Consider the following 25922-nt stretch of genomic DNA (forward strand, 5'->3'; position numbering starts at 1 on the left):
AGGGCCAGAATGCCAGTCACGATATAGCCAGTCAGCTTTGGCGGTGCAGTTCTTCGGCAAGGATGGCGATTCCGTCCGAAATCCGTTCGGATGGGGTCGAGGAATAGGCCAGCCGGTAATAGTTGCGCGGAGCGTCGGGGCCTCGGAAAAATGACAGGCCCGGCTCGATCAGAACGGACCGGGCGCGCAGGCGCTGATCCAGCTCGGCGGTATCGACCCCATCGGGCGCGCGCATCCAGATGGACGACCCTCCAAAAACGCCGCGCCCTTCAATCCCCAGCCCGTGATCCGCAAGGGCCTGTTCCATCGCCTGACGGCGGCGGGCAAAAACGGTGCCCATGCGCCGCACAAGGCTGTCGTAGTGGCCAAGCGACAGGAAATAGGCCGCCGTGCGCTGAATATGGCCCGGCGGATGCCGCAGTACGCTGGCCCGCAAGGCGCGGCATTCGCGGATGAACTGGCGCGACCCCACCAGATACCCCAGACGAAGCCCCGGAAAGATCGACTTGGAAAAGCTGCCGACATAGATCACGCGCCCGTCGGCATCCAATGATTTCAGGGCAGGAAGGGGGGCGCGCAGGAAGGAGATTTCGAACTCGTAATCGTCCTCGACGATCAGCGCGTCCATCTCGCGCGCCTTGTCCAGCAGCGCCTTGCGCCGGTCCATCGGCATCGTGGCGTTGGTGGGGGACTGGTGGCTTGGTGTGGTAAAGATTACATCCGCATGTTGTGGCAGGGCATCTGAGGGCAGCCCGTCGCGGTCGACATCCACGGGCGCCAGATGACAACGCGATTGCATGAGGATATCGCGCAACGCGTGATAGCAGGGCTCTTCAATGGCGGCGGTGCGCCGTTGGGTCAGCAGCACCTGTGCGGTCAGCCACAGGGCATTCTGGGCGCCCATGGTGACAAGAATCTCGTCGGGTTGCGCCAAGATCCCGCGACGGGGCAGGGTGTGGCGCGCGATGAACTCGATCAGCAACGGATCGTCCTGATCGTAGTAATCCGTCGTCAGCGCCTGAAAGTCTTTTTGCCCAAGGGCTTGCAAGGCGCAATGGCGCCAGTTGGCGTGATCGAAAAGGCTTGGATCGGCTTGACCGTAAATGAATGGATACCGATAGCTGGACCAGTTTTGCGGCTTTTCCGGTGTATGCCCACCTGTGAACCGGCGACCAAGCGCGCGGCCCCAGTCGATCACGTCGGTGCCCGAGGGACGGGGATCGAACTGAGGCGGTTCGGGTGCGTTTTCGGAAACGAAATAGCCCGACCGATCGCGCGCCTCCAGATAGTCGCTGGCCTGCAACTCGGTATAGGCCAGCGTCACGGTGATCCGGCTGACGCCGAGATGGTTGGCCAGACTGCGCGAACTCGGCAGCTTTTCGCCCTTGCGAAAACGGCCCGATAGAATGCCCTGCGCGATCATCTGTTGAATCTGCGCCTGAAGAGTGCCCTCGGCGCTCGGATTCAGGAAAAAGGTTTCGACTGAAATGGACATACCGTCACGATAGTCTGGACTTATCAGTCTGGCAATCTGGTCTGATGGCCATGTGCTGGCTTGCGTTTGGCGGGCATGCCGGGAATGCTGATGTCGGAAAGCGGAGGATCAACATGATTGCCATCATTTTCGAAGTCGAACCCGCCGAAGGGCAGAAAGAGCCTTATCTGGATATGGCCGCGAAAATGCGGTCGCTCGTGGAAGAGGTCGAGGGGTTCATTAGTGTGGAACGATTTCAGAGCCTGACAAACCCCGGCAAGCTGTTGTCGCTGAGTTTCTGGGAAGACGAGGCCGCGGTGGAGCGGTGGCGCCAGTTGGAGGGGCACCGGCGGGCCCAGAAGGCCGGGCGCGAGCGGATGTTCGAGGATTACCGCCTGCGGGTGGTCAGCGTGATCCGCGATTATGGCAAACATGACCGCCTACAGGCCCCGGATGACAGCCGGGCGGTGCATGGGGCATAGGGCGGATCATGCGAATCGGTGAATTCAGCCTTGTTAACAAAGGAAATCCCCGATCGGCATCATATCGGTAAAGCGTCGGTTTTGCGTCGGTATCGGATCGGCGCACAGCCGGATGAACGGGGCGCGCGTTGCGCCCCGGACCGGTTTTGTTAACCAATTGCCAGAAAAATGCCGATCAGCGTGGTCGCGCCGCCCATCGCCCGCAACACGGCACCGGACCCGGCGTGCAAGGCGCGGGCAAAGAGCAATGCGACGATCAGGCCGACAGCGTGCAATCCCGCTGTGGCAAGCGCGAAGCCTGCACCGAATTGCATCGCCTGCGCGCTGCCCAGTTCGCCGCCATGGGCGTGGCCGTGAAACAGTGCAAACATGGCCACGGCGGTGACCGCTACCCACGGGGCCGGGCGCAGCGCCAGCGCCACCACCATCCCCAAGACCATGATAGAAACCAGAATCATCGGCTCGACGAACGGCAGCGGCAGCCCGGCCAGCGCCAGGATGAAGCCTGCAATCATCGCCGCGACAAAGGCGGTAGGGACCTGCCACAATGCCCGCCCACCGATCTGGGCGGCCCAAAGTCCGACGGCGATCATCGCCAGAACATGATCGAGACCGAACAGCGGATGCGTAACCCCGGCCATGAAAGACCCGTATTCGCCGGGGGGAAGGTGCGCTGCGGCAGGGCTTGCGACAAGAATTGCGGGAACGATCAGGGGAATGGGGTGTTTCATGTGGCTCCGTCCTTGGGTCTGCCGGCGCCTCGGGATGAGTCGCGCCTGAGCACAGAAAGACAGCCCCTGGCCAGGGGCGCAAGCAGTCAGCCAGACGATTTTCCACGACCGCCCCGATTTGTCTTTGATCTTGGCAAGGGGCGACGGTAAACGAGGCCAAGCGGTCCCGTAGCTCAACTGGATAGAGCAGCTGACTTCTAATCAGCAGGTTCGGGGTTCGAGTCCTCGCGGGATCGCCAATTTATAATTATATATCAATAACTTAACGCCGAACGTAAATGTGCTCTTTTCGCCCGCCGACCAAACGGAAGCAATACGGAAGCAGCAAAACCAACAAGATCATGTTGCAGATTTGAGCCACTGCGCGAGTCGCCAATCGACTTTCGGCCCCATGAGCGGCAACCGATAGATTGCTACACACCAAACCAGTATCCGAATTCCGTAACGATGCGGCCTAGATCGGGCGGCAGGGCTCACTGAGTATCGCGCAAACGTATGGCTTCTAGCGCGATCAGATCGAGCGCGTCTGGATCGCCCTCTCTCGCCGCGTCAATCGCTCGATCCAATCTCGCCCAAGACGGGTGATCACTCGCGATCAGTTCGCCTTTGCTGTGCGCCGTAACCAGCATATGCGCATAGACAGGCAAATCGCACTTGCGACGCCACGCGCGCTCGCGCCACTTTTTTAGCCTTCGATGCAGAGTTTGAACCGACATACTCGAACAAATGGAAGGCTTCGGCGAAGTGTCAACACCACCCCGTCAACTCTGACGTTTCCCAAGCAGGTTACAAAGCGTCTATCGATGTTGAGGGCGGACTGCGGTCATTCGCTGCGCTCGCCCTGAATGTCGGGTTCGCAGACGCCGACCTGCCACAGTGGTGGCAGTTTACGTACTCGAGAGCGTGATTGGCCCAAAAAACGGCCGTCGGTTCAAATGGGTTGCAACACTTGTTCCTTTGCTGGATCAGCCCGCGCAGCACGACAGCTTCGCGACATCCTTGTCGAAGGTCTGCGCGGCGAGCTTCAGCCCCTCTACCGTGGTCAGATAGGGGAAGATCGTCTCGCCGAGCGCCTTTGTCGTCATGCCGACCTTGAGCGCCATGGCGAGCGTCTGGACACTGTCGGCTCCCTCCGGCGCCATGATCACGCCGCCCAGCAGGCGGTCGGTCGCCCGGTCCGCGACCAGCTTGATCAGGCCGCGCGTGTCGCGGGCGGCGAGCGCGCGGGGTACGTTGTCGAGGGTCAGCACACTGGTCTTGACGTCATGACCCGCCGCGCGGGCCTGCGCCTCGGTCAGGCCCACGCCTGCAACCTGCGGATCGGTGAACACCACCCACGGCATCGCGGCGTTTTCGTAGCGCTCCGCCCCGCCCAGAACGGCGTTGCGGGACGCGAGCTTGGCGCCATAGGCGGCCATGTAGACGAACTGGTCGCGGTCGGTGACGTCGCCTGCCGCGAAAATGCCGGCCTTCGTGGTCTGCATGTCGTCGCCCACCCGGATCGCGCCGCGCGCGTCGGTCTCGACGCCCATCTCCGCGAGGCCCAGCCCCTCGGTGTTGGCTGCGCGTCCCGTCGTCAGGACGAGGCGGTCGGCCGTCAGATCGCGTTCGGCGCCGTCCACCGTCACCGTCAGGACCGCACGGGCCCCGTCGCGCCGTGCGGCGTCGTAGGTCGCGCCATCGACAACGGCGACGCCCTCGGCGCGCAGCGTCTCCGTCAGCGCCCGGGACACCTCCGGCTCGGTACGCGGCAGCAGGCGCGAGCGGCAGAGAAGCGTGACGCGGGTGCCCATCCGCGCCATCATCTGCGCCAGCTCCACGCCGATATAGCCGCCGCCGAGAAAGATCAGGCTCTCGGGCAACTGGTCCAGCTCCAGCAGTGATGTGCTGTCGAGCGATGGTGCGTCCTGGACCCCAGGGATGTCGGGCACGGCGGGTCGGCCGCCGGTGGCGACGATGACCTTGGGTGCCGTGATCCTGCGCCCGCCGACATCGACACCGCCGGGGACGAGCCGCGCCGGACCCTCGTCGAGATAGGTCACACCGCCGTAGCCCGGCAGCAGATCGGCGTATTTCTTCTGGCGCAGCGTCGCCACCAGATGGTCCTTGGCCGCAATCAGCGCCGACCAGTCGGCGACCTGCGCCTCGCCGTTCAGGCCCGGGAACCGATGTGCTGTCTGCGCACCGTGCATGGCTTCCGCGGCCCTGATCATCGTTTTGGAGGGCACGCAGCCCACGTTCACGCAGGTCCCGCCGATGGTGCCATGGCCGATCAGCGCGACGCGCTTGCCTCCCTCGGCGGCGGTGATCGCGGCCGAGAAGCCGGCCGATCCGGCGCCGATCACGGCAAGGTCGAAAGTATTCTGGTCTGATTGGGGAATGGTGCAGCAGTCGTTCATTGTGAAATGTCTACGGAGGTTTCATCCGACCGCTTGGTCAGCAGATAGGTCGCGGCCACGGCTGCCGCCATCAAAGCGAGGGTAAACGTCCAGCCCGGGCCGAAACTGGTCATCGTGGAGAAGCAATTGGTCATCATTGTGTATCCTCTCAGGTGTCGTTTTTTCAGGTGTTATTTTTTGCGCCGTTGCCGCCGCAAAGTCGCATACACGGTCAGTGCGACGAAAAAGGCGAACGCGGGCAGCAGCACATAGTCGAGCCAACCCAGCCAGGCTGACAGGCCCACGGCACCGAAAAGCACCACGAGCACCGGCGTGAAGCAGCACAGCGCCGCGATGACGGTGCCGACGATCCCTGTCGCGATCAGCTTGCGGTCGGACTGCCCGGTCATCTCGTCAGCCCGCGACACGCGCCGGGTAGCCTGCATTGGCCGACGCGGTTGCGATGGCGTCGGCGCTGGTCGCGGCGGTGTCGAAGATCACCGTTGCGGTGCGCGCCTCGAAGTCGATCTCGACGGCGCGCACGCCCGCGACGCCCTCCATCGCGCGCTTCACCGTCACCGGACACAGCGCGCAGGTCATGTTGTCGACCGCGAAGGTGACGGTCTGCTCGGCGGCGACGGTCTGCGCGGCAGCAGGGATGGCGGTGATGTGTGCTGTGGCGGTCAGGCCGAACAGGGCGAGTGCAAGGATCTTCTTCATGGGGATGTCCTTTCGGGGTCAGTAGAGAAGCGGGGCCCACCAGTCGATGGTGAGCGCGGCGACGACGAGGATCAGGGAAGCCCAGAGCGCGGTCTTTGTGATGCGCGCCGAGGCTGGCCTTGCGCAGTAGGAGTCGGGTTCGCAGACGGTCGGCTTGCGGAAATACAACTGCCAGAAACCCGCCGCGATGAAGCCGAGCGCGATCACGGCGAAGATCGGCTTGTAAGGCTCCAGTGCCGTCAGGTTGCCGATCCAGGCCCCCGAGATGCCGAGGGTCAAAAGCACCAGCGGCCCGATGCAGCAGGCCGAGGCGAGAAAGGCGCCCAGCACACCGCCCGCCGCGAGCCAGCCCTTTCGGGCGAGGCGATCCGCGCCCGTGCTGTCCGTTCTGTCGTCTGTCAGCGCCATGTCGCGCACCTCTCGTCTGTGATTGACGATTAGTGTAGGGTCTGTAGCAACTACAGGCTCAAGAGGAAATTTGCCCATGATCGATCACGAGCGCGAGAGCGGCTTCACACGCGGAGATCTTGCCCGGACGACCGGCTGCAATATCGAGACGATCCGATATTACGAGAAGACCGGCCTGTTGCCCGACCCGCCCCGGACCGACGCCGGCTACCGCATCTATTCCGCCGCGCACGCCACGCGCCTGCGCTTCATCCTGCGCGCCCGCGAACTCGGGTTCTCGATGGAGGACATTCGCGGGCTGATGGGGCTCGAAGACGGCACGGCGCCGACCTGCGCCGAGGTCAAGGAACGGACGGAGCGGCACCTTGCCGATGTCCACGCGAGGATCGCGGATCTTCGGCGTATCGAGACGGTGCTGGCTGAGACCGCATCCAGATGTTCAGGTGCCGAGATTCCGGAATGCCCCGTGCTTGATGCGATCTCTCGAGAATGAACAAATGCTGCAAATGTTCACAACATAGGGTAAATAGACATTCACAGAGTTGAACAGGAATGACCGGAGTGGGCCGAATCCGGCAACAAATCCAAGCGTGAGGGCAAGCGCTTGATTTTCGCGGCGGGCTAGAAGTATCGCCCGCCGCGTTCGTGGACACTACTGGTCGGTAGGCGTCGGCGGACGATTTAGGTTGTCCGGGGTGATGAAGACATAGCGGTCGCGCGCATCCTGTAGCTGTTTTGCGGTGTGTTCCGGGTCAGCCTTGGCCTGATCTGCCAGTTTCGAGGCGGTGTCTTTGAAGAACCTTTCGAGGTCAGGTTCTTCCACGCCTTCGAGGGCGGCAAGGGTCAAAGTGCTGCCCTTGAGGTTCTTAAAAAGCACGCTGATGTGATGACTGCGCTGAATCTCTTTGACCGGGTTAGGGTCGGAGCCTTCGTACATCTCGATCAGGTCGGTGGTGATCTCCCCCAAGGCGATTTCCCAGATCGGATGATTGGGCCAGCGGGCGCGATTGCTGTCATGGGCCATAGGGGCGGTGTAGCGGATCACTTGGCCCGTTTCATTGGCCAGATCACCAAACCGCGTGAACAGGTCTTCCCACGTCCGGATATCCCATCTGTCCCGCAACAAATCCTTGCCCGCCCGAAACTCGACCCGCCAGATTTTCAGGTCAGGCGTGTCTGGCCCGATGGGTGTTTGCCCGATGGCTCTGAGGGTCTGGTTCCAGAAGTGCCACCAATGCGGCTTGTGCTTCTGGATCACTTCGGCGCGTTTGTCATAGACGATCACCTGCCGCGCACGGGGGCTGCCGATGGTGACAGAGGTTGTACGCCCTGATTTGCCGCTGACCGCCATATCGGAATTCGCGATGTGATCCCGGCGGCGCGTGCTGGAATGCATGATAAAGGCCTCGGGATCGAGTATGAATTCAGGCGGCGCGAGGATATCGACGCAGTAATCCACGCGGGACATGCTGAAATCCTCGGGCCGGGTGCGAATGCCCAATCCATCCAACACGCTATCTAGTTGCGCCCGCGCCGCGCCAAGGCCCCGCGTGGCCAGAAAGGTAGAGCCGAAGTTCACCCGGATGCCCCAAGGGTCTTTCGGGTTGGGCTTCTTGAAGGCCCATTGCGCCCCCATCGGCCCACCATTGGCAAGGATGCGATACCCCGCCCCGCCGTGGCCTTTGATATGGAATTGCACGCCATTGTAATCGGTCAGGGTGTCTTGCTGCTCTTTCTCGGCAAGGTCCTTTTGGGTTTCGAAATACTCGAACGCCTCGGGCGGTAGATTGGCCTGAATGGCGATTGTCAGAGTGTCGAACCCCTTGTGCAGAACCTGATAGGATTCGGGGTGGTCTGTATTTCTGGAGAGGGGTGCTACTATCCCCCCTCTCCCGGTCCCGCCCAGATCGGAAACCGGGGTTTCTTGTGGCTGATGTGCGCCTCCGGCGGGGTAGCTTCTGTTTTGGGGCCGGGGCGTGGCCCCGGCTTGGTTCAGTTTGATTTTGTCAGCTTGCATTGGCTTTCCTCGAAATCCAGATTTCCGCGCGCTCGGCGCATTTTGCGATGTTGAGAAGGTCCGCGTGCGAAAAGGTCGTGGTGTTTTGCCAGTTCCCTTCCTTGTCGCGGTATGAGCGGGACAGATCGACGGAATAGAATCCTTCGTTGTCCCAAACGGTGGCCGTGATCAGGCCAAGCCGCACTTTGAAGGCGGGTTGATTTGCCATGGTTTCCTTTCCTTGGCTGTCGGTTGTTGGCAGGCATAGGAAGGGCGCGAGATGCGTTTACCCCGCGCCCCTTTTTGAGCCATCCGGCCCCAAAATCCCTTAAGGTGCTACCAACCCCTTAAGGGCAAAACTCGATGTCAGATGGGTTGGCTGGTATTGGCCACGGTGCGGGCCTCTATCCAGTCCAGAAGATCGCGCCGCCGATAGCGGATGGATCGGGCGGAAACCTTGATAAACTTCGGTCCGCCGCCGCGTGACCGCCAATTTTGAAGGGCGCGGACCGAGTAGCAAAGCACTTCAGCCGCTTCGTGTTCATTCATCAGGCGATCAGGGTCAGTCGTGGGTTTCGCTTGCGCGTCACTCGGTTTCATTGGCCTCGTCTCCGTATCTTTCGTGATCGGTGTGTAACTTGTGAAGCCAACGTAGACGGGCGCAGAAACCCTAAATAGACGCCATAAAAAAGTTTAATTGGCGCGGTTTGGTGCGTTAATTAAAGTTCAATATTATCAATAGCATATTAGATTAAGAAATAAATTAGCGCACTTAGGGCCGTGATGCTGCAACGATTAAAAGCCTAACTGCCGTGCCTGCCACGCCTCTTCCAGTTCTTAGGCACCACGTTGTCCCATACCCTGTCAAACGCCCGCGCGCTCAATTCGGGAATCTCTTCTAACGCGTGGGCTCTATAGACTGGCTTGCTGAATTCCTTCGGACCCTTGATCTTCTCACGCAACCAAATTTCTAACTGCGCCTCGGGCGTAAGCTCTTCCGTTCCAGTCGCCGCACCCGCGAACCGGCAAAGCCACTTTTCGAAGGCAGCAAGTTGGATAAAGGCAGGGCCACGCCGCCGCTGGCCCGCGTGGCTTCTCGGTACGATCACGCAGGACATTGAAAACAGAACTTTAAAATCCGGCTGTCGCGACCAAGTGCGCCACTGCACAATCTCATTTGGCCCAACTTGCAGGTCCAGATCGCCAGAGCGGAAAGCCTCGAACAATTTGCTTTCAATATCCGTGCGCCGTTTGAATGCCTCGTGATCGGCAAGCCAAGAGCCGGTCACATGCGGCAGCGTCGCAAGGCGCTCTTTCAACTGCCCCAGTTCTCGATTGATTTGGTGCAAAGCATCTGAGGCTGCTTGGTGCTCTTCTTCATCCGCATCAGACGCGAGAATAGCATTGTGCGGTTCCGCTGACGCGGCCAACGTCTTGATCAGGTCCTGAATGTTTCGGCGTTCGCCGGATACGCCTGACGGGTCCTCGGTATCGCGCGCGAAGGCCTCGTCACCATGCCATTCGCCCCCAAAGACTTTGCGCCCAGTCCGGTCAAAAGCTTGCAGCAGAAGATAGTGCCCTGAGATATCGAAACGCATCCTTAGACCCTTCGCGGTTTATTGAGCGAGGCTGAGTTTTCCCTATGTACGTATCGTACGTAGGCAGGCCCTCTATTCGTAGGTACGTACGCGATACGAGATTGGGGGCCAAGCATCCCTATATCTATAGGCCCCTACATATACGTAAGGTAACGGCGTTCACTGGACCGCGCGCAGCCGCCGTGGTTCGCTATCCCTCTTACCTATAGCCCCGGCCAAACGCGACGCCACCGACCCGGCGGCGCGCTGTACGGCGTCGTCTGCCAGATGTGCGTAACGTAAGGTGGTCTGCAAATTCCGGTGCCCCATGATTTCTTTAAGCGTGAAGGGATCGATACCGTTCTGCATCGCGACCGATGCATAGGTGTGTCGCAGATCATGCAACCGCACGTCCGGCAACCCGGCGCGGCTTCGGATACGTCGCCAAGGCCGTTCCAAATCGGTCAGGTGTCCGTCTTCGGTCAGCCCTCGGATCACATAAGGGTTCCCCTCCTCTCGCGGCACGCCCATGAGGATTTCGTAGGCCTCACGCGGTAGCGGAATACGCCTGCGGCCCGTCTTGCTGTCCGGCAGGTCCAAGTGCGTATAATGCACATAGGTCCATTTCAGGGTGGTGATCTCATTGCGACGGCACCCCGTCAGCATCAAAAGCATGATGGCCGACACGACAAAGACGGTTTCGCTCCCGTCTTCGAGACAGTCATTCAAAACCCGGCCCAAGCGCATCTGTTCATCGTCGCTGAGATAGCGCTTCTTTTCTTCCTCGCGGTTCTTCTTGATCCGGCGCGAAGGGTTGGAGCCTTCGGCGCGCAATCCCCAATCTTCCGCCGTGTTGAACAGCTTTGAGAGTAGCGCAAGCACCCGGTTAGCCTGATAAGGCGCGTCAGCACTTAGTCTCAGGTGCAAGGCCGCTACATCGGCGCGGGTGACGTCTTGGATCAGCATGGGGCCAAGCGCGGGCTTGATGTGCAGCCGGATCAGCATTTCGTAGGAACGATTTGTCGATGGTTTGCAATGGACCGCCGCGTAGTCTTGCAAGAACCGCTCACAGAGCGCCTTAACGGTCGGGGCCTGTCTTCGGTCCCGCCGCGTGCCCGAGGGGTCTTCTCCGCGCAACACATCGCCCAGAAGGCGCTTTGCTTCGGCGCGGGCCTGATCGGCGGTCAGCACGCCATGCGATCCAATGGTGTAGCGACGGGTGCGGCGTCCGCTGCGGTATTGGACCAGATAGGCCTTCTTACCCGATGGATAGACCCGCACCCCGAACCCGGCCACGTCGCGGTCCCATTCGATGTAGTCCTTTTCACGCAAATCGAGGGCTTCAACAGAGCGTTTTGTGAGCCGGAACATTTGTGAACACCTCCAAGGTCATGACTGCCTGCCGGAAGCAATACGGAAGCACCGTGCAGCAAAATCTGGAGTCGTTTGTGATAGACAGGCGCAACAGCCGTCAATCTAAATATCTGAAATAAAGTGATTTTTCGAAGTGCGGCGAAATTTGGCGCGATACGGCGAAACCGCCTGACCGGGACTTCTAATCAGCAGGTTCGGGGTTCGAGTCCTCGCGGGATCGCCAGTTTTTCATTTGCAATGTGGTTGCGAAAGCGATCCGGGGTGCGATCCGTTGGTGTCGGATGAGAGCGAGGTGTCGGACGACCGGGGCGCGCTGATGTCAGGCGCCCCGGTTCGGGATTATTTACCGCCGGCCCTGCGGAACAGGCGGGCGACGATCACGAAGAACAGGGGGATGAAAAGCACCCCCAGAACGGTGGCCGACAACGTGCCCCCCAGGACGCCCGAGCCGATGGCGTTGCGCCCGCCCGAGCCCGCCCCGGAACTCAGCACCAGTGGCAACACGCCCAGAGAGAAGGCCATTGATGTCATGATGATCGGGCGAAAACGCTGACGCCCGGCTTCGACCACGGCCTCGATCAGGCTTTCGCCCCCTTCATAGCGGTCGCGGGCGAATTCGACGATCAGGATGGCGTTCTTGCCTGTCAGGCCGATCACCGTCAGCAGGCCGACCTGGAAGAACACGCCGTTCTCGAACGACCCCAGCCAGGCGCCGATGAGCGCCCCAAGCACACCGATCGGCATGGCCAGCATCACCGCGAAGGGAATCGACCAGCTTTCGTAAAGGGCCGCGAGGGACAGGAACACCGCAGCCAGCGACAAGGCGTAAAGCAGCGGGGCCTGATTGCCGGAATCACGCTCTTCCAGAGACAGGCCAGTCCAGGCAAGGTTATAGCCATCGCCCAGTTGAGCGACCAGCCGTTCCATTTCGGCCATCGCCTCGCCCGTGCTGACGCCGGGCACCGGTGTGCCCTGAATCTGGATCGACGGGACGCCGTTGTAGCGATAAAGCCCCTGTGCGCCGTAATCCCAATTTCCTTCCGCGAAGTTGGAGAAGGGGACCAGACCGCCGCTGGCGTTGCGCACCCGCCATTTGTCAATATCGGTGGGGGCGGTGCGTGCGTCGGCCTCGCCCTGAACATAGACGCGCTTGATCCGGCCCTGGTCGATGAAATCGTTCACATAGGTTCCGGCCCAGGCGATTTGCAGCAATTGCCCCACATCGGTGGGCGTCAGCCCCATGGCCCCGGCCTTGCGCCAGTCGATATCCAGGTTGAACTGTGCCGCGTCCTCAAGCCCGCTTGGCCGGACCGAGGTGACGATCTCGCTTTGTGCCGCCAGCCCCAGCAACTGATTTCGGGCATTGATCATGTCTTCGTGGCTTTGGCCGCCGCGTGCCTGAAGGTAGAAATCGAAGCCCGACACGTTGCCCAGTTCGATCACCGAAGGCGGAACGACGGGGAACACCATCGCGTCCTGGATCTGGCTGAACGCCCCGAAGGCCCGGCCAGCCAGTGCCTGAACGCTTTGCGCGGGGGAGGGGCGTTCATCCCAGTCTTTCAACTGGACAAAGGCGATCCCCATGTTCTGTCCGCTGCCGGCAAAGCTGAAGCCGACGACGCCGAACATCGAGTTCACGACCTCGGTTTCGTGGTTCAGGTAGTAATCTTCGATTTGCTTGACGACGTCCAGCGTGCGCTCGGCAGAGGCCCCGGTGGGGGTCTGGATCAGGGTGAACAGGATGCCCTGATCCTCTTCGGGCAGAAACCCGGTGGGGGTGCGCATGAACAGCATGACCATCACAGCGGCCATTGCGAGATAGATCATTGCCACGCGAAACGGACGCTTCACGGTCCAGCCGACCGTGCTGGTATAGCCAGAGATCAGTTTGTTGAAACCGGTATTGAACCAGGCGAACGGGCCACGCGCCTTGCCGTGCCCCTTGGCCTTGAGCAGCGAGGCGCAAAGGGCGGGTGTCAGCGTGATCGCCACCACGACCGACAGCGCCATCGCCGACACGATGGTGATTGCGAACTGTTGGTAGATCACACCGGTCGAACCGGGGAAAAACGCCATTGGCACGAACACCGCCGACAGCACCATCGCGATGCCGATCAGGGCGCCGGTGATCTGGCCCATGGATTTATGCGTGGCCTCGCGCGGCGGCAGGCCTTCTTCTTCCATGATGCGCTCGACGTTTTCGACCACAACGATGGCGTCGTCCACCAGAAGGCCGATGGCGAGCACCATGGCCAGCATGGTCAGGGTGTTGATCGTGAACCCTGCCACCGCCAGGACGCCGAAAGTGCCCAGCAGAACCACGGGTACGGCCAGCGTGGGGATCAGCGTCGCCCGCAGGTTTTGCAGGAACAGGAACATCACGAGGAACACCAGCACGATTGCCTCGAACAGGGTTTTGACGACCTCCTCGATCGAAATCTCGACGAATGGCGTGGTGTCGTAGGGAATGACGTAATCGACGCCTTCGGGGAAGAAGCGGGAGAATTCCTCCATTTGCGATTTGACGGCTTCAGCCGTGTCCAGCGCGTTCGCGCCGGACGCCAGGCTGATGGCCATGCCCGCAGACGGGGCGCCGTTGAACCGGGCGATGGTGGCGTAGTTTTCCGCGCCGATTTCGACGCGGGCGACATCGTCCAGCAGCACGAGGCCGCCGTCGGTTTCGGCGCGCAGTACGATCTGGCGGAAATCTTCGGGTGTGCTGAGCAGCGATTGCGCGGTGATCGTGGCGTTCAGCTGTTGCCCATCCACCGTGGGCCGCGCCCCGAAAGAGCCGGCTGAAATCTGCGCGTTTTGCGCCGAAACGGCAGCCACCACATCCGCAGGCGTCAGCTCGAAAGCGGCCAGTTTGGACGGATCGAGCCAGATACGCATCGCGTATTGCCCGCCAAACACCTCTACGGAGCCCACGCCCTGAATCCGGCTGAGTTCATCGACCAGATTGGATTCCATGTAATCGGCCAGGTCGACCTGTTCGAGGTCGCCATCCTCGGAAATCAGGGCAACCACCATCAGGAACCCGGCTGAGGATTTTTCGACGGTAATGCCCTGCCGTTGAACGATCTCGGGCAGGAGCGGCGTGGCCTGGCTCAGTTTGTTCTGGACCTGCACCTGGGCAATGTCGGCATCCGTGCCAGTTTCAAACGTCAGGGTGATGCTGACCCGTCCCGCCGCGTTGGAACTGGACGAGAAATAGCGCAGCCCGTCCAGCCCGGTCATCTGTTGTTCGATCACCTGGGTGACGGTATTCGCGACCGTATTCGCCGAAGCGCCGGGATAGGTGGCCGAGATCGCCACCGAGGGCGGTGCGATTTGCGGATACTGTGCGATGGGCAGGACCCGGATCGCCAGGGCCCCGATTCCCATGATGATGATAGAAATCACCCAGGCAAAGACGGGCCGGTCGATGAAAAAACGTGCCATGATCTATGCGTCCCCGTGCCTGCGCATCATTGCTCGGACGCCGCGCCGTCGGGCGCGGCGCGTTCCTCGGGGGCCACGGTGGCCCCCGGCGCGGTTTTCTGGAATCCGGCCACGACGATGCGGTCACCCGGTTCCAGCCCGCTATCGACAACCCAGTCCGAGGCGCGATCCTGAAGGATAGACAGCGCGCGCTCCTCGATCACGTTATCGGCGTTGACCACCCAGGCTACGGGCCGTCCCCGCCGATCGCGTACCACGCCTTCTTGCGGGACCAGGAAGACGCCATCGGCCACTTCGACCGGCATGTTCACCTGAACATACATTCCCGGAAGCAAAAGCGCGCTCGGGTTGGCGAATTGCATCCGCAATGTCACCACCCCGGTTTGCGGGTCCACGTTGGGTTCGGCTGCCTGCAAGCGCCCTGTTTCACCGTAGTCCGATCCGTCAGCCAGTGTCAGGCGCACGGTACCATCGGCCCCGGCCAGGTTCTCTTCGGTTTCGCCGCGTCGCCACCGTAACAGATCGGCGGCGGACTGGGTTACATCCACATGGACCGGATCAATGTCGCGGATCACCGCCAGAGGTTGCGCCTGACTGGCGGTGACCAGTGCGCCGGGGCTGGTTTGGGACAGGCCGATGCGGCCCGACAACCGTGCGCGGATCGTGGTGTGCCCCAGTTCGATCTCGGCGGCATTCAGTTGGGCACGTGCCAGTTCCAGTGCCGCTTCTGCCGAGTCGCGGGCGGCTTGCGCTTCGTCCAGGGCCTGTTCGCTGGCCACGTTGCGTGCCTGCAATTCGACCAGTCGCGCAGCTTCGCGGCGGGCGGCGCCCAACTGTGCCTCGGCCTGCGCCACGCCGGCGCGGGCCTGTTGAACGGCGGCCTCATAGCTGGCGGCGTCGATCCGATAGAGCGGATCGTTGGCCTTCACCTCAGCGCCTTCATCAAAGAGGCGTTCGGTGATGATGCCGTTGACTTGCGGGCGTACTTCGGCCTCTGCCGAAGCTGCCACACGACCCGGCAGTGTCGAGGTCAGAGTTACGGTTTGCGGCTGCATAGTGACCACGGTGACCGGAACGGGCTGGCCGGATTGTTGTGCCATACCCTGCAGCGTGGCTGAAAACAGAAGTGCGATGGCCAGAAGTAGCCGGGAAAATGACAACATGTCAGACCTTTCAGGGAAATCAGGCAGTGCGTCTGAGGGACGGTTCGCGATGTTGCGGCAGGGTAATGTGCAAATCCCGGTGTTGGCAACTGCGGTTGTCTGCCCAGTTTGCACAATGTGCGGTGTGTAAATGCACAGAAGGGTGCGCGGACGCACAGAGAGGGTATCTTCCGCGCCTATAGTGCGCATAGTCAAGGGGTCACATCGCTGTGCGGTTGGCTATCGAGTGCTGTTGCCCCTCTGGCCCTTTCCGGGAAAAAACCTTAGATATGGGCCATATAGGCTGAAAGGTTGGATAACGCGCGTGAAGAGCAAACATAACGGACGAGTGACCCGGGACGGTATCCGCATCCATGAGGACGCGGACTTTGCAGGTATGCACAAGGCCGGCACTTTGGCGGCAAGGATTCTCGACGAGGTCGCCGAGCATATTTACCCCGGCCAGACCACTGGCGAGATTGACCGCATTATCGAAGACAAGGTGAATGCCGCAGGTGCAAAATCAGCCACGATTGGCTACAAGGGCTACAAGCATGCGAGCTGTATCAGCGTCAATCACGTGGTCTGTCACGGCATCCCCGGCGACAAGAAGCTGAAGGATGGCGACGTTCTGAATATCGACGTGACGGTGATCGTTGACGGCTGGTTCGGCGATACCAGTCGCATGTATGTCGCGGGCAAACTGAGCCGCAAGGCCGAACGTCTGATTCAGGTGACACATGATTCGCTCATGAGGGGGATAGAGTCGGTCAAACCCGGCAATACCTTTGGCGATATCGGTCATGCGATCCAAACCTATGTGGAAGCGAACCGCATGTCGGTCGTGCGCGATTTCTGCGGTCACGGGTTGGGGCGCGTGTTTCACGCGCCGCCGAACGTTCTGCATTACGGCCGTGCGGGCACGGGGCCGGTTCTGGAAGAAGGTATGTTCTTTACCATCGAACCGATGGTGAACCTGGGACGCCCGGAAACCAAGGTTCTGGCCGATGACTGGACAGCGGTGACACGGGACAAGTCCCTGTCGGCGCAGTTCGAGCATTCCATCGGCGTGACGGCGGACGGGGCCGAGATTTTCACCCTGTCTCCTGCCGGACGCTTCCATCCCACGTGGGATTCGAAAGACGCCTGACAGATTTCTACAAAGGTCCGTTCGTCTGACCTTCCGGTTGCCCCATCGGGCAACCGGAGAGCATTTCAGATATCCTTGACCAAACGCAGCGCGTCGTAGATTGCCGCGTGGGTGTTGCGGGCGCTGACGGCGTCGCCGATGCGGAACAGTTGGAATTTTCCGTCGGGGTTGCGCGTCACGGTCTGCGGCTGGCCGGCAGTCAGGGCATCGTAATCGACCTCGCCGCCGTTCGAGGACAACGGTTTGAGATCGAAATACAGCTCATCCATCGGCAGGGTGCCATAGTTCACCACGACCTGATCATAGGTCTTCTCAGAGGTGAAATCGCTGTAATCCGTGCCGATCGTCGCCCTCAGTTGATTGCCGTCGCGGGTGACGTTCAGGAGGCGGCGGGTGACGGTGAACGTCACGTCCTTGTCCTGAAGGGCGCGCATGTAAGGCGTCAGGTTCATCGCCATGATGTCGGGGGCGAACATGCGGTCGGGGGTCATGACCTCGACACTGGCCCCGGCATTGGCGGCGACTTCGGCAGCCATCAGACCGGGGTGATCGCCGCTTTCGTCATAGATCAGCACATTCTGCCCCGGTTTCACGTCGCCCGAGATCAGATCCCACGAGGTGACGACCAGATCCTGTTCCTTGCCGGATTCGAACAGTTCGGTATTGGGCAGGCCGCCGGTGGCGACGATCACGACGTCAGGATCGAGCGCGGTGACATCCGATGCCTCGGCCCAGGTGTTGAAATGGAAGGCCACATCGCGCGCGGCGCACTGGGACATGCGCCAGTCGATGATCGAGATCATCTCGCGGCGGCGCGGGTTCTGCGCGGTCAGGCGGACCTGCCCGCCCGGATCGGGCTGGGCCTCAAGCACGGTGACGTCATGGCCGCGTTCGGCGGCGACGCGGGCCGCTTCCAGACCGGCGGGACCGGCGCCGATGATGGCGACCTTTTTCCTTGTCTCTGCCGCAGGGATCGTGTGCGGCATGCTGAGTTCGCGGCCCGTTGCCGGGTTGTGGATGCACAGGGCTTCGCCTGCGGCATAGATCCGGTCAAGGCAGAAGGTCGCGCCGACGCAGGGGCGGATATCGTCCTCGCGCCCCTCGACGATCTTTTGCACGATATGCGGATCGGCCATATGGGCACGGGTCATGCCCACCATGTCGAGCAGGCCGGCATCGATGGCATGGCGCGCGGTGGCCACATCGGGAATCTTGGCCGCGTGGAAGGTGGGCATGCCGGTGGCCTTTTTCACCGCACCGGCGAAATCGAGATGCGGGGCGTTCTTCATCCCCTGCACGGGGATCACATCGGTCATGGCCGGATCGGTGTGGATGCGCCCGCGCACCACATTGAGGAAATCGACCATGCCGCTGTCGGCCAGGCGCTTGGAAATCTCGATGCCTTCTTCGGGGGTGATGCCGCCGGCCTCGGCCTCGTCGGCGGTGTAGCGCAGGCCGACGATGAAATCGTCACCCACGCGCTTGCGGATGCCGCGCAGCACGTCGAAAACCAGTTTCAGGCGGCTGTCCAGAGACTGCCCGCCATAGGGGCCGTCGAGATCGTTGGTCAGCGGCGACCAGAACTGATCGAGCAGGTGGCCGTAGACCTGCAATTCGATCCCGTCCATGCCGCCTTCTTTCATCCGTTCGGTGGCATCGGCGAAATCGCCGATGATGCGTTCGATGTCCCAGTCTTCGGCCAGTTTGGGAAAGGCGCGGTGGGCCGGTTCGCGGTGTTTGGAAGACGACACCGAAGGCAGCCAGTCACCCTTGGCCCAGCCGGTGCGGCGGCCCAGGTGGGTCAGCTGGATCATCACCGCACAGCCGTGATCGTGGCAGGCATCGGTGAGTTTGCGAATCCACGGCACGACCTCGTCCTTGTAGGCGAGGATGTTGTTGAACACCGGCGGGCTGTCACGGCTGACCGCCGCCGAACCTGCCGTCATGGCCAGTGCCACACCGGCCCTGGCGCGTTCGGCGTGGTAGGCGGCATAGCGATCCTTGGGCATGCCGTCTTCGGGGTAGGCGGGTTCATGTGCGGTGGTCATGATGCGGTTGCGAAGGGTCAGGTGCTTGAGCTGGTAAGGCTGAAGGAGGGGATCTTTGGACATGGGGTTACTCCGTCTGGCTGAGTCGAGGATTCCTGAAATGTGCATTTATGTCAAGTTTATGTTCATGACTGACGATTTAATTGCCCATTGCGCCGTCCGGGGATAGGGTGGGCGCATGACAAAGATGCCCCGACCCGAGAATAGCGAGAAAACCAGCGGCTGGCGCGGCTCACGCGAACTTTGGCTTGCGGCGGCGCGCGACGCGTTCATCGAATCGGGACTGGACGCGGTGAAGATTCAGCCACTGGCCAGCCAACTGAACCTGTCGCGCACCAGTTTTTACTGGTTTTTCAAGGATCGCGCCGCCCTGCTTGAGGCGCTTGTGCAAAGCTGGGAAGACAGCAATACCGCCAGCCTTGTCGCGGCAACGCAAAGCTACGGCGAAACCATCACCGAGGCGGTATTGAACGTCATCGGGGTGTTTCTGGAGGACGGCCCGTTCGAGCCGCGCCTTGATATGGCGGTGCGGGGCTGGGCACATCGGGAGCAGGCGGTGGCCGACCGGGTGCATCACGCCGACGATACCCGGCTGGCGGCGATCCGGGGCATGTTCGAGCGGTTCGGCTATGAGAGCAGCGAGGCGGATGTGCGGGCGCGCACCGTATACCTGACGCAGATCGGCTATATTTCGATGCAGGTGAGCGAAGATCTTGAAACCCGGATGATCCGTATACCCGGCTACGTCAAAACCTATACCGGCCACACCCCGCCCCAGCGAGAGTTGGAGCGGTTTCATGCCCGGCATGGATATACCGCGCCGGGCGATGCGCGCCGGGGCTGAGCGCCGCCCGGAGATCAATACCAGGCGTCCGGCATCGACGCTTTCTTGCGGGTAACGAAATCCTTCAGGGCGTCGTCCAGGGCCGGGTCCATCGCGGGGGCTTCGTAGGCGTTCAGCAGGTCTTTCCAGCGCTGGTTTGCCACCTGCGCATAATCTGTGCCGCCCTGTTCGCTCCACGTTTCGAACGGTTGGTCGTCGTTCATGGCGCTGTCCCAGTATGCGTTCTGATAGTGGCGCAGCGTGTGGTCGGTGCCGAACAGGTGTTCGCCCGGACCATTCTGTGCCAGGGCCTCGAAGCCCAGGGTATCCTCGTTCACCTCGATCCCGGCCATGTAGGCGTGCAACGCGCCGGCCATATCGCAGTCCATCACGAATTTCTCGTAGGACATGGACAAAAGCCCGTCGAGGAACCCGGCGGTGTGCAGGATGTAATTCGCGCCGCCCTGAATGGCCGACATCATCGACATCATGGATTGCTGCATTGCCTGCCCATCGGGCAGTTTCGAAGTGCTGAAATTGCCTGCACAGCGCAGGGGCATATCCAGCCGCCGCGCCAGTTGCCCCATGACCAGCGAGCCGAGCGCCGGTTCGGGCGTGCCGAAGGTGGGGCTGCCCGAGCGCAGCGACATGGACGACAGGAATCCGGCCAGAACGGCGGGCGCTCCGGGACGCACCAGTTGCGTCAGCGCGCAGGAGGTCATGGATTCGGCCAGGCATTGCGCCACGGCGCCCGCCATCGTCAGCGGCGCGACCGCCCCTCCCAGAAGGAACGGCAGATGAATCGAGGCCTGTCCGGCCTCGGCATAGGTGCGGATGCCCGCCGTCGTCACCCCGTCCAGCACTAGCGGCGAGGTGGTGTTGAAATTCCCCATGATGACGCAGTTCCGGTCCACGAAATCCGCGCCGAACAGGATGCGGCACATCTCGATACTGTCGGCGGCGCGTTCCGGCGCGGTGATCGAGCCGAGGAAGGCCCGGTCGGAATAGCGCATATGGGCATAGACCATATCGAGGTGGCGCTTGTTCACAGGCACGTCGGTGGGCTCGCAGATGGTGCCGCCGGAATGGTGCAGCCAGGGCGAGGATTGCGCCAGTTTCACGAGGTTTTCGAAATCGGCGATGGTCCCGTAGCGGCGCCCGTTATCCATATCCATCACGAAGGGCGACCCGTAGGAGGGGGCGAAAACCATCGCATCGCCGCCGATCTCGACATTATTGGCGGGGTTGCGGGCGTATTGCGTGAACCGCCCCGGCGCGGTCTTCAGGATTTCGCGGATCATACCGGGTTCGAATTTCAGGTTCCATGCCTGCGCCGATATTTCGGTGACCTTTGCGCCTGCTTCACGGTAGAGTCGAAGCGCCTCTTCATCCTCGCGCAGTTCGATCCCGATTTCGGCAAGGATGCGGTCGGCGGTGGCCTCGATCTTTAGCAGGGCCTCTTCGCCCAGCAGGTCATAGGTGGGTATCTTGCGGGTGATGAACGGCACTCGCAGATGCAGGTTTTGCCCTCGTTCATTGCTGCGCGGCGATTGTGAGCGGTTGCGGCGGCTTGTTCGTGGCTTGCGCGGGGCGTCCTGAAGCATGGCGTGGTCCTTATGGTGTGCGAGGAGCAGCGCACAGTCTTGGGGCGAAGGGCCTTGGTGGCAATTGCATAAAATTTCAACCTGACTTAGTTATTCTAATGCAGCGCGATGCCGAAAACGTCACATGGCCCACCTATAGCGTCGCATATCACGATTACGGATGAGGTTACTTTGCCTAAGCGCCCCTATGGCCTGCCCCCGATGAGCGCGCTTGTCGCCTTCGAGGCGGCGGCGCGGCATGTCGGGTTCAAGCCCGCCGCCCGCGAACTGAACGTGACCCCCGCCGCCATCAGCCACCAGATCAAGGTGCTGGAGACCGAGTTGCGCTGCCCTTTGTTCCGCCGTCATCATCGTGGTGTCGAATTGACGGAGACCGGGGCCTACCTGCTGGTCGCGCTGCAACGCGGTTTCGAAACCATGAGCGATGCCGTGGATCAACTCAGGCAGAGGTCGAACCGGGCTTCTGTCACGATCGGGGTGACCACGGCCGTCAGTTCGCTCTGGCTGACACCGAAACTGGCCCAATTCTGGAAATCGCACGGCGATGTCTCGGTCGCTCAGATCGTCGACGATACCGGTCAATCCCCGGCGGACTGCGATCTGAGCATTCATTATGGGGACATGTCGCGCGAAACCGGCAAATGCCACATCCTGTTCCATGATCGGATCATGGCATTGGGCAGTCCGCGTTTTGCCTGCGCACACGAGATCGAGCGGGTCGAGGACCTGGCGAAATTGTCATTGATACATTTCGAGTCCGCCGTGGTCGGGTGGACCGACTGGCCGGGCTGGTTCCGCGCACTGGGTTACAGCGGCCCGGTGAAAAACAGCCACCGCGTCAACAACTATGTGATTGCCCTGCAAGCCGCGCGCGACGATATGGGGGCCGTTCTGGGGTGGGTCGGATTGACCAAACGGTTCATTGATGCAGGTGAACTTGTACCGCTCCTGCCGGAACGGGTGGAAACGACCGAGGATTTCTATGTCAGGCTCCATCCCCATGCTTCGGACCGGGCGCAGCTGGTTTATGACTGGCTTGTGAATGCGCCATGACGGGCGGACAGGCCCGGTCGTGCTTGAGGGCACAACAACCAAGGTTCGTGCCATAGAGAGATGGATCAATGAATCGTGCGGATTTTGCGGGCCTGAGGTATCCGGTCGAAGGTCATCATCCGGGAATATCTCCTTTGAAGGGGAAATGAACCACAGATTGGCCGGTTTTAAACGATTGCGAAATCTTATTGTGCCGATACTGACGTGGCAGATCCCGATGGTTCGTTTCAACGAAATCCGATAAACGCTTACGGGTGCCCAAAAGTTGCAAACCGGCAATCAAGTACACGGGTTTCGTCATGAGGTTGAATAAGGTTCAGATTGCCGCCGGCCAGGAAGAGCTGCGCGCCGCCCGTCGGGAAAGCCGCCCACTCTACTGGTTTGTCGGGATCTTCAGTTTTTTCGCAAATCTGTTGATGCTGACGGGCCCGCTCTACATGCTGCAGGTCTATGACCGCGTGCTTGGCAGCCGGTCGGTCGAAACCCTGGTCGCGTTGTCGGTGCTGGTGGTGTTTCTCTATGGCATGATGGGGGTGCTGGATTACTCCCGCGGGCGCATCATGGGGCGTGTGGCCGCGCGGTTCCAGGCGCGGCTGGATCACCGGGTGTTCGATGCGGTGGTGCGCAAGGCCGCGATTGCGCCGGATCAAGGCACCCAGACAGGCTTGCGCGATCTCGAAGCGATTCAGAGGCTGATGTCGTCTCCGGTGCTGATGGCGGTGTTCGACATTCCCTGGACGCCGTTTTTTCTTGCGGGGATATGGATATTCCATCCGTGGCTGGGGGCACTTGCGGTTGCCGGGGGGCTGGCCCTGATCATTGTCACCTTGATCAACCAGATGGCCACGCGCCAGCCCCTGTTCGAAGCCAACCGCGCCAGCGTCGCATCGGAGGCGATGTCGATGCAAATTCATGGCGAGGCCGAGATGGTTCAGGCCATGGGTATGCGGGATGCGGCCTTTGCCCGTTGGCGGCAGTTGAGAGACAAGGCGCTGCGCGAACAAATCCGCTCGGCCGATCTGGGCGGCAGCTTTTCCAGCGCGACCAAGACGTTCCGTCTGTTCGTGCAATCCGCGATGCTGGGCCTCGGCGCGTATCTGGTGCTGCAGGGAGAACTGACTGCGGGGGCGATGATTGCCGGGTCGATCCTGCTGGGCCGGGCGCTTGCCCCGGTCGAGCAACTCATCGGTCAATGGGCGATGGTCCATCGCGCAATCAAGGGATGGGATAACCTGGCCCATCTGCTTGCCGAGCAGCGCCCCGATTCTCCCAGGACAAGCCTTCCCAGGCCACGAGCCGTGCTGTCGTTGCAGGGCGTGACCGTGGTTCCGCCGGGTCTGCAACAGGCGGCGCTGAAATCGGTGACGTTCACGGTGCAGCCGGGGCAGGCCGTCGGGGTGATCGGCCCGTCTGGGGCGGGAAAATCGACCCTGGCCAAGGTGCTGACCGGGGTATGGCGTCCCGCTGGCGGCAAGATCAGGCTCGATGGGGCCACGCTGGATCAGTACGCCCCTGATGTTCAGGGCCAGCATATCGGCTACCTGCCCCAACGGGTGCAGCTTTTCGACGGAACGATTGCCGAGAATATCTCGCGCCTGTCCACCTTTCCGGATGCCGAGGCCGTTGTCGCCGCCGCCAGAAAGGCCGATGCGCACGATATGATCCTCAAGCTGCCCAACGGATACGACACGCGGGTCAGCGCAAGTGGCGGACAGCTCTCGGGCGGACAAATGCAACGGGTCGGGCTGGCGCGGGCGATGTACGGCGATCCCGTTCTGCTGGTTCTGGACGAACCGAATTCAAATCTCGACAACGAGGGCAGCGAGGCGGTGAACGCCGCGATCCGCAGTTTCAAGGCCGAAGGCAAATCGGTGTTGATCATGGCGCACCGTCCGGCGGCGATTCAAGAATGCGATCTGCTGTTGATGCTGGAAAACGGTATGGTGCGCGCCTTTGGCCCCAAGGAAACGGTCCTGCGCGATGTGGTAAAGAACCACGGCGAAATCGCCCGCACCCCGGCGCAGGGAGGCGTGAGATGATCAATCGGGATAAACGCGATCCCTGGTCTGTCCGCCGGCCTTTGACCGTAGGGCTTTTGGGTCTCGTTCTGCTGATCGGCGGGTTCGGGACATGGGCTGTCACGACCAATATATCGGGTGCGATCATCGCCGGAGGCCGCATCGAGGTGGATCAGAACCGGCAGGTGGTCCAGCATCCCGACGGCGGCGTGGTCGACGCCATTCTGGTCGGAGAGAGCGACGAGGTTGCCGCAGGCGATGTGTTGTTGCGTCTGGATGCGACCGACCTGCGGTCGACGCTGGTTGTGACGGAAAACCAATTGTTCGAGATCATGGCGCGCCGTGGCCGGCTTGAGGCCGAACGTGACGACAGTCAAATGATCACTTTCGATCCGCTGCTGATGCAGGCCGCGCAAGCAGGTAAGGACGCCGCAGATCTTATTGCCGGGCAGGAACGCTTGATGCGGGCCCGCGCGCAATCCATTGCGCAAGAGGTCGATCAGTTGCAAAAGCGGCGCGGCCAGATCGAAAACCAGATCGGCGGGATCGAGGCGCAGCAAAACTCTCTGGACAGGCAACTCGGGTTGATCCGCAAGGAACTGAACGATCAGCAATCGCTGTTGGATCGCGGGTTGGCTCAGTCTGCGCGGGTGCTGTCCCTGCAGCGCGAGGAGGCCCGCCTGAGCGGCTCCATGGGAGAGCTTGAAGCGCAAAAGGCGCAGGCCAATGGCCGGATCACCGAGATCGACATCGAGATCCTCAAATTGCAAAGCCAGCGACGGGAAGAGGCAATCACCCGACTGCGCGATCTGCAATACCGGGAACTGGAACTGCGCGAGGAGCGCCGCGCGCTGATCGAACGCATGAGCCGTCTTGAGGTTGCGGCCCCGGTATCGGGGGTGGTTTACGGCCTTCAGGTTTTTGGCCCGCGTTCGGTTTTACGTCCGGCCGATCCGGTGCTCTACATCGTGCCGCAGGACAGGCCATTGATCATCAACGCACAGGTCGAGCCGATCCATATCGACAAGATCTATGTCGGTCAGGAGGTTGTCTTGCGGTTCTCGGCACTGGATCAGCGCCAAACCCCGGAACTGACGGGACAGGTGACACAGATTTCTGCCGACGCCTTTCAGGACGAGGCCACGCGGCAATCCTATTATCGGGCCGAGATCGTTCTGAGCGAAGGTGAACAGGACAAACTGCCCGAGGGGACCGCCCTGATCCCCGGCATGCCGGTCGAGGCCTTCATTCGCACCGATGACCGCACCCCGATGACCTATCTGGTCAAGCCGTTGAGCGATTATTTCGCCAAGGCCTTTCGCGAATAGGCCGAAGGGGGGCAGCGTCGGCTGAAACCCGCGTTGACAGGGGGCGCAACAGCACTACTAGGTGAGCCGGAAATATCCCCTACGCCGGAATGTATGAGGGCCGACTGTATCTTTGGTCCAGTCGCGATCCGCAGTCTCGCCAAGCGGTCGGTTCATGGAACGTCTATGTGCGACG

24 protein-coding genes and 1 tRNA gene are annotated in these 25922 nt (G+C 61.3%); 8 read left to right on the forward strand and 17 right to left on the reverse strand.

Features of this window, described 5'->3' with window-relative positions:
* Window positions 1–31: 31 nt before the first annotated feature.
* Complete coding sequence (locus KPG71_RS11905; protein ID WP_216338280.1) at window positions 32–1495, reverse strand: PLP-dependent aminotransferase family protein; 1464 nt, start codon at window positions 1493–1495, stop codon at window positions 32–34.
* Between the two features lie 113 nt (window positions 1496–1608).
* Here KPG71_RS11905 and KPG71_RS11910 point away from each other — a divergent pair, with 113 nt between their 5' ends.
* Window positions 1609–1956: an antibiotic biosynthesis monooxygenase gene (locus tag KPG71_RS11910; RefSeq protein ID WP_216338281.1), complete on the forward strand. Its 348-nt coding sequence runs from the start codon at window positions 1609–1611 to the stop codon at window positions 1954–1956.
* Window positions 1957–2105: 149 nt separating this feature from the next.
* On the opposite strand, the gene KPG71_RS11915 is transcribed toward KPG71_RS11910, so the two are convergent.
* Window positions 2106–2687, reverse strand: a complete 582-nt coding sequence (locus KPG71_RS11915; protein ID WP_216338282.1) for a HupE/UreJ family protein — start codon at window positions 2685–2687, stop codon at window positions 2106–2108.
* 162 nt (window positions 2688–2849) lie between these two features.
* Between KPG71_RS11915 and KPG71_RS11920 the strand changes: the two genes are divergently transcribed.
* Window positions 2850–2926, forward strand: a tRNA-Arg gene (locus KPG71_RS11920).
* Window positions 2927–3160: 234 nt separating this feature from the next.
* On the opposite strand, the gene KPG71_RS11925 is transcribed toward KPG71_RS11920, so the two are convergent.
* From KPG71_RS11925 to KPG71_RS11950, 6 genes are all read right to left on the reverse strand, one after another.
* The gene (locus KPG71_RS11925; protein ID WP_216338283.1) at window positions 3161–3403 is read right to left on the reverse strand and encodes a hypothetical protein; all 243 of its coding nucleotides are present in this window, start codon (window positions 3401–3403) and stop codon (window positions 3161–3163) included.
* A 249-nt stretch (window positions 3404–3652) separates the two neighbouring features.
* Entirely contained in the window at window positions 3653–5086 is a 1434-nt protein-coding gene (gene merA / locus KPG71_RS11930; RefSeq protein WP_216338284.1) for a mercury(II) reductase, read from the reverse strand.
* Window positions 5083–5220 carry a hypothetical protein gene (locus KPG71_RS11935; RefSeq protein ID WP_216338285.1) on the reverse strand — a complete coding sequence of 46 codons (138 nt, stop codon included), beginning with the start codon at window positions 5218–5220 and terminating at the stop codon, window positions 5083–5085. The genes merA and KPG71_RS11935 overlap by 4 nt, the downstream gene beginning before the upstream one ends.
* A 36-nt stretch (window positions 5221–5256) precedes the next feature.
* Window positions 5257–5475, reverse strand: coding sequence for a mercury resistance system transport protein MerF (gene merF, locus KPG71_RS11940; RefSeq protein ID WP_216338286.1), 219 nt, complete (start codon window positions 5473–5475; stop codon window positions 5257–5259).
* Between the two features lie 4 nt (window positions 5476–5479).
* Window positions 5480–5785, reverse strand: a complete 306-nt coding sequence (locus KPG71_RS11945) for a heavy-metal-associated domain-containing protein (RefSeq protein ID WP_216338287.1) — start codon at window positions 5783–5785, stop codon at window positions 5480–5482.
* Between the two features lie 18 nt (window positions 5786–5803).
* Entirely contained in the window at window positions 5804–6193 is a 390-nt protein-coding gene (locus tag KPG71_RS11950) for a mercuric transporter MerT family protein (RefSeq protein WP_216338288.1), read from the reverse strand.
* 76 nt (window positions 6194–6269) lie between these two features.
* Between KPG71_RS11950 and KPG71_RS11955 the strand changes: the two genes are divergently transcribed.
* Window positions 6270–6686: a helix-turn-helix domain-containing protein gene (locus tag KPG71_RS11955; protein ID WP_216338289.1), complete on the forward strand. Its 417-nt coding sequence runs from the start codon at window positions 6270–6272 to the stop codon at window positions 6684–6686.
* 159 nt (window positions 6687–6845) lie between these two features.
* Here the strand turns inward: KPG71_RS11955 and KPG71_RS11960 are convergent, their stop codons facing one another.
* The 7 genes from KPG71_RS11960 to KPG71_RS11990 all read right to left on the reverse strand — a co-directional run bounded on the left by KPG71_RS11960 (window position 6846) and on the right by KPG71_RS11990 (window position 15681).
* Window positions 6846–8210 (reverse strand): hypothetical protein, encoded by a 1365-nt coding sequence (locus tag KPG71_RS11960; protein ID WP_216338290.1) that lies wholly within the window; start codon window positions 8208–8210, stop codon window positions 6846–6848.
* Window positions 8200–8418 (reverse strand): hypothetical protein, encoded by a 219-nt coding sequence (locus KPG71_RS11965; protein ID WP_216338291.1) that lies wholly within the window; start codon window positions 8416–8418, stop codon window positions 8200–8202. Before KPG71_RS11965 ends, KPG71_RS11960 begins: the two co-directional genes overlap by 11 nt.
* 137 nt (window positions 8419–8555) lie before the next feature.
* A complete protein-coding gene (locus tag KPG71_RS11970) occupies window positions 8556–8789 on the reverse strand; it encodes an AlpA family transcriptional regulator (protein WP_216338292.1) in 234 nt (77 codons plus the stop codon).
* 203 nt (window positions 8790–8992) lie between these two features.
* On the reverse strand, window positions 8993–9787 hold the full coding sequence (locus KPG71_RS11975; RefSeq protein ID WP_216338293.1) for a hypothetical protein: 795 nt from the start codon (window positions 9785–9787) through the stop codon (window positions 8993–8995).
* 159 nt (window positions 9788–9946) lie between these two features.
* Window positions 9947–11137, reverse strand: coding sequence for a site-specific integrase (locus KPG71_RS11980; RefSeq protein WP_216338294.1), 1191 nt, complete (start codon window positions 11135–11137; stop codon window positions 9947–9949).
* 342 nt (window positions 11138–11479) lie between these two features.
* Window positions 11480–14581, reverse strand: a complete 3102-nt coding sequence (locus tag KPG71_RS11985) for an efflux RND transporter permease subunit (RefSeq protein ID WP_216338295.1) — start codon at window positions 14579–14581, stop codon at window positions 11480–11482.
* A 26-nt stretch (window positions 14582–14607) separates the two neighbouring features.
* Window positions 14608–15681 (reverse strand): efflux RND transporter periplasmic adaptor subunit, encoded by a 1074-nt coding sequence (locus KPG71_RS11990; protein ID WP_253196209.1) that lies wholly within the window; start codon window positions 15679–15681, stop codon window positions 14608–14610.
* 367 nt (window positions 15682–16048) lie between these two features.
* Between KPG71_RS11990 and map the strand changes: the two genes are divergently transcribed.
* The gene (gene map / locus KPG71_RS11995; RefSeq protein ID WP_216338297.1) at window positions 16049–16873 is read left to right on the forward strand and encodes a type I methionyl aminopeptidase; all 825 of its coding nucleotides are present in this window, start codon (window positions 16049–16051) and stop codon (window positions 16871–16873) included.
* A 65-nt stretch (window positions 16874–16938) separates the two neighbouring features.
* On the opposite strand, the gene KPG71_RS12000 is transcribed toward map, so the two are convergent.
* Window positions 16939–18984, reverse strand: coding sequence for an NADH:flavin oxidoreductase (locus tag KPG71_RS12000; protein WP_216338298.1), 2046 nt, complete (start codon window positions 18982–18984; stop codon window positions 16939–16941).
* A 115-nt stretch (window positions 18985–19099) separates the two neighbouring features.
* Here KPG71_RS12000 and KPG71_RS12005 point away from each other — a divergent pair, with 115 nt between their 5' ends.
* A complete protein-coding gene (locus KPG71_RS12005; RefSeq protein WP_216338299.1) occupies window positions 19100–19765 on the forward strand; it encodes a TetR/AcrR family transcriptional regulator in 666 nt (221 codons plus the stop codon).
* A 14-nt stretch (window positions 19766–19779) separates the two neighbouring features.
* Here the strand turns inward: KPG71_RS12005 and KPG71_RS12010 are convergent, their stop codons facing one another.
* Window positions 19780–21348: a trimethylamine methyltransferase family protein gene (locus tag KPG71_RS12010; RefSeq protein ID WP_216338300.1), complete on the reverse strand. Its 1569-nt coding sequence runs from the start codon at window positions 21346–21348 to the stop codon at window positions 19780–19782.
* A gap of 201 nt (window positions 21349–21549) precedes the next feature.
* On the opposite strand from KPG71_RS12010, the gene KPG71_RS12015 reads away from it, so the two are divergent.
* The 3 genes from KPG71_RS12015 (at window position 21550) to KPG71_RS12025 (ending at window position 25747) form a co-directional block, all read left to right on the forward strand.
* Window positions 21550–22401: a LysR family transcriptional regulator gene (locus KPG71_RS12015; protein ID WP_216338301.1), complete on the forward strand. Its 852-nt coding sequence runs from the start codon at window positions 21550–21552 to the stop codon at window positions 22399–22401.
* Window positions 22402–22700: 299 nt separating this feature from the next.
* Window positions 22701–24440: a type I secretion system permease/ATPase gene (locus KPG71_RS12020; protein WP_253196210.1), complete on the forward strand. Its 1740-nt coding sequence runs from the start codon at window positions 22701–22703 to the stop codon at window positions 24438–24440.
* Window positions 24437–25747: an HlyD family type I secretion periplasmic adaptor subunit gene (locus tag KPG71_RS12025; protein ID WP_253196211.1), complete on the forward strand. Its 1311-nt coding sequence runs from the start codon at window positions 24437–24439 to the stop codon at window positions 25745–25747. Before KPG71_RS12020 ends, KPG71_RS12025 begins: the two co-directional genes overlap by 4 nt.
* The last annotated feature ends 175 nt before the right edge of the window (window positions 25748–25922 follow it).

This window comes from Roseovarius sp. PS-C2, from assembly GCF_018862045.1.
Taxonomy (GTDB): domain Bacteria; phylum Pseudomonadota; class Alphaproteobacteria; order Rhodobacterales; family Rhodobacteraceae; genus Roseovarius.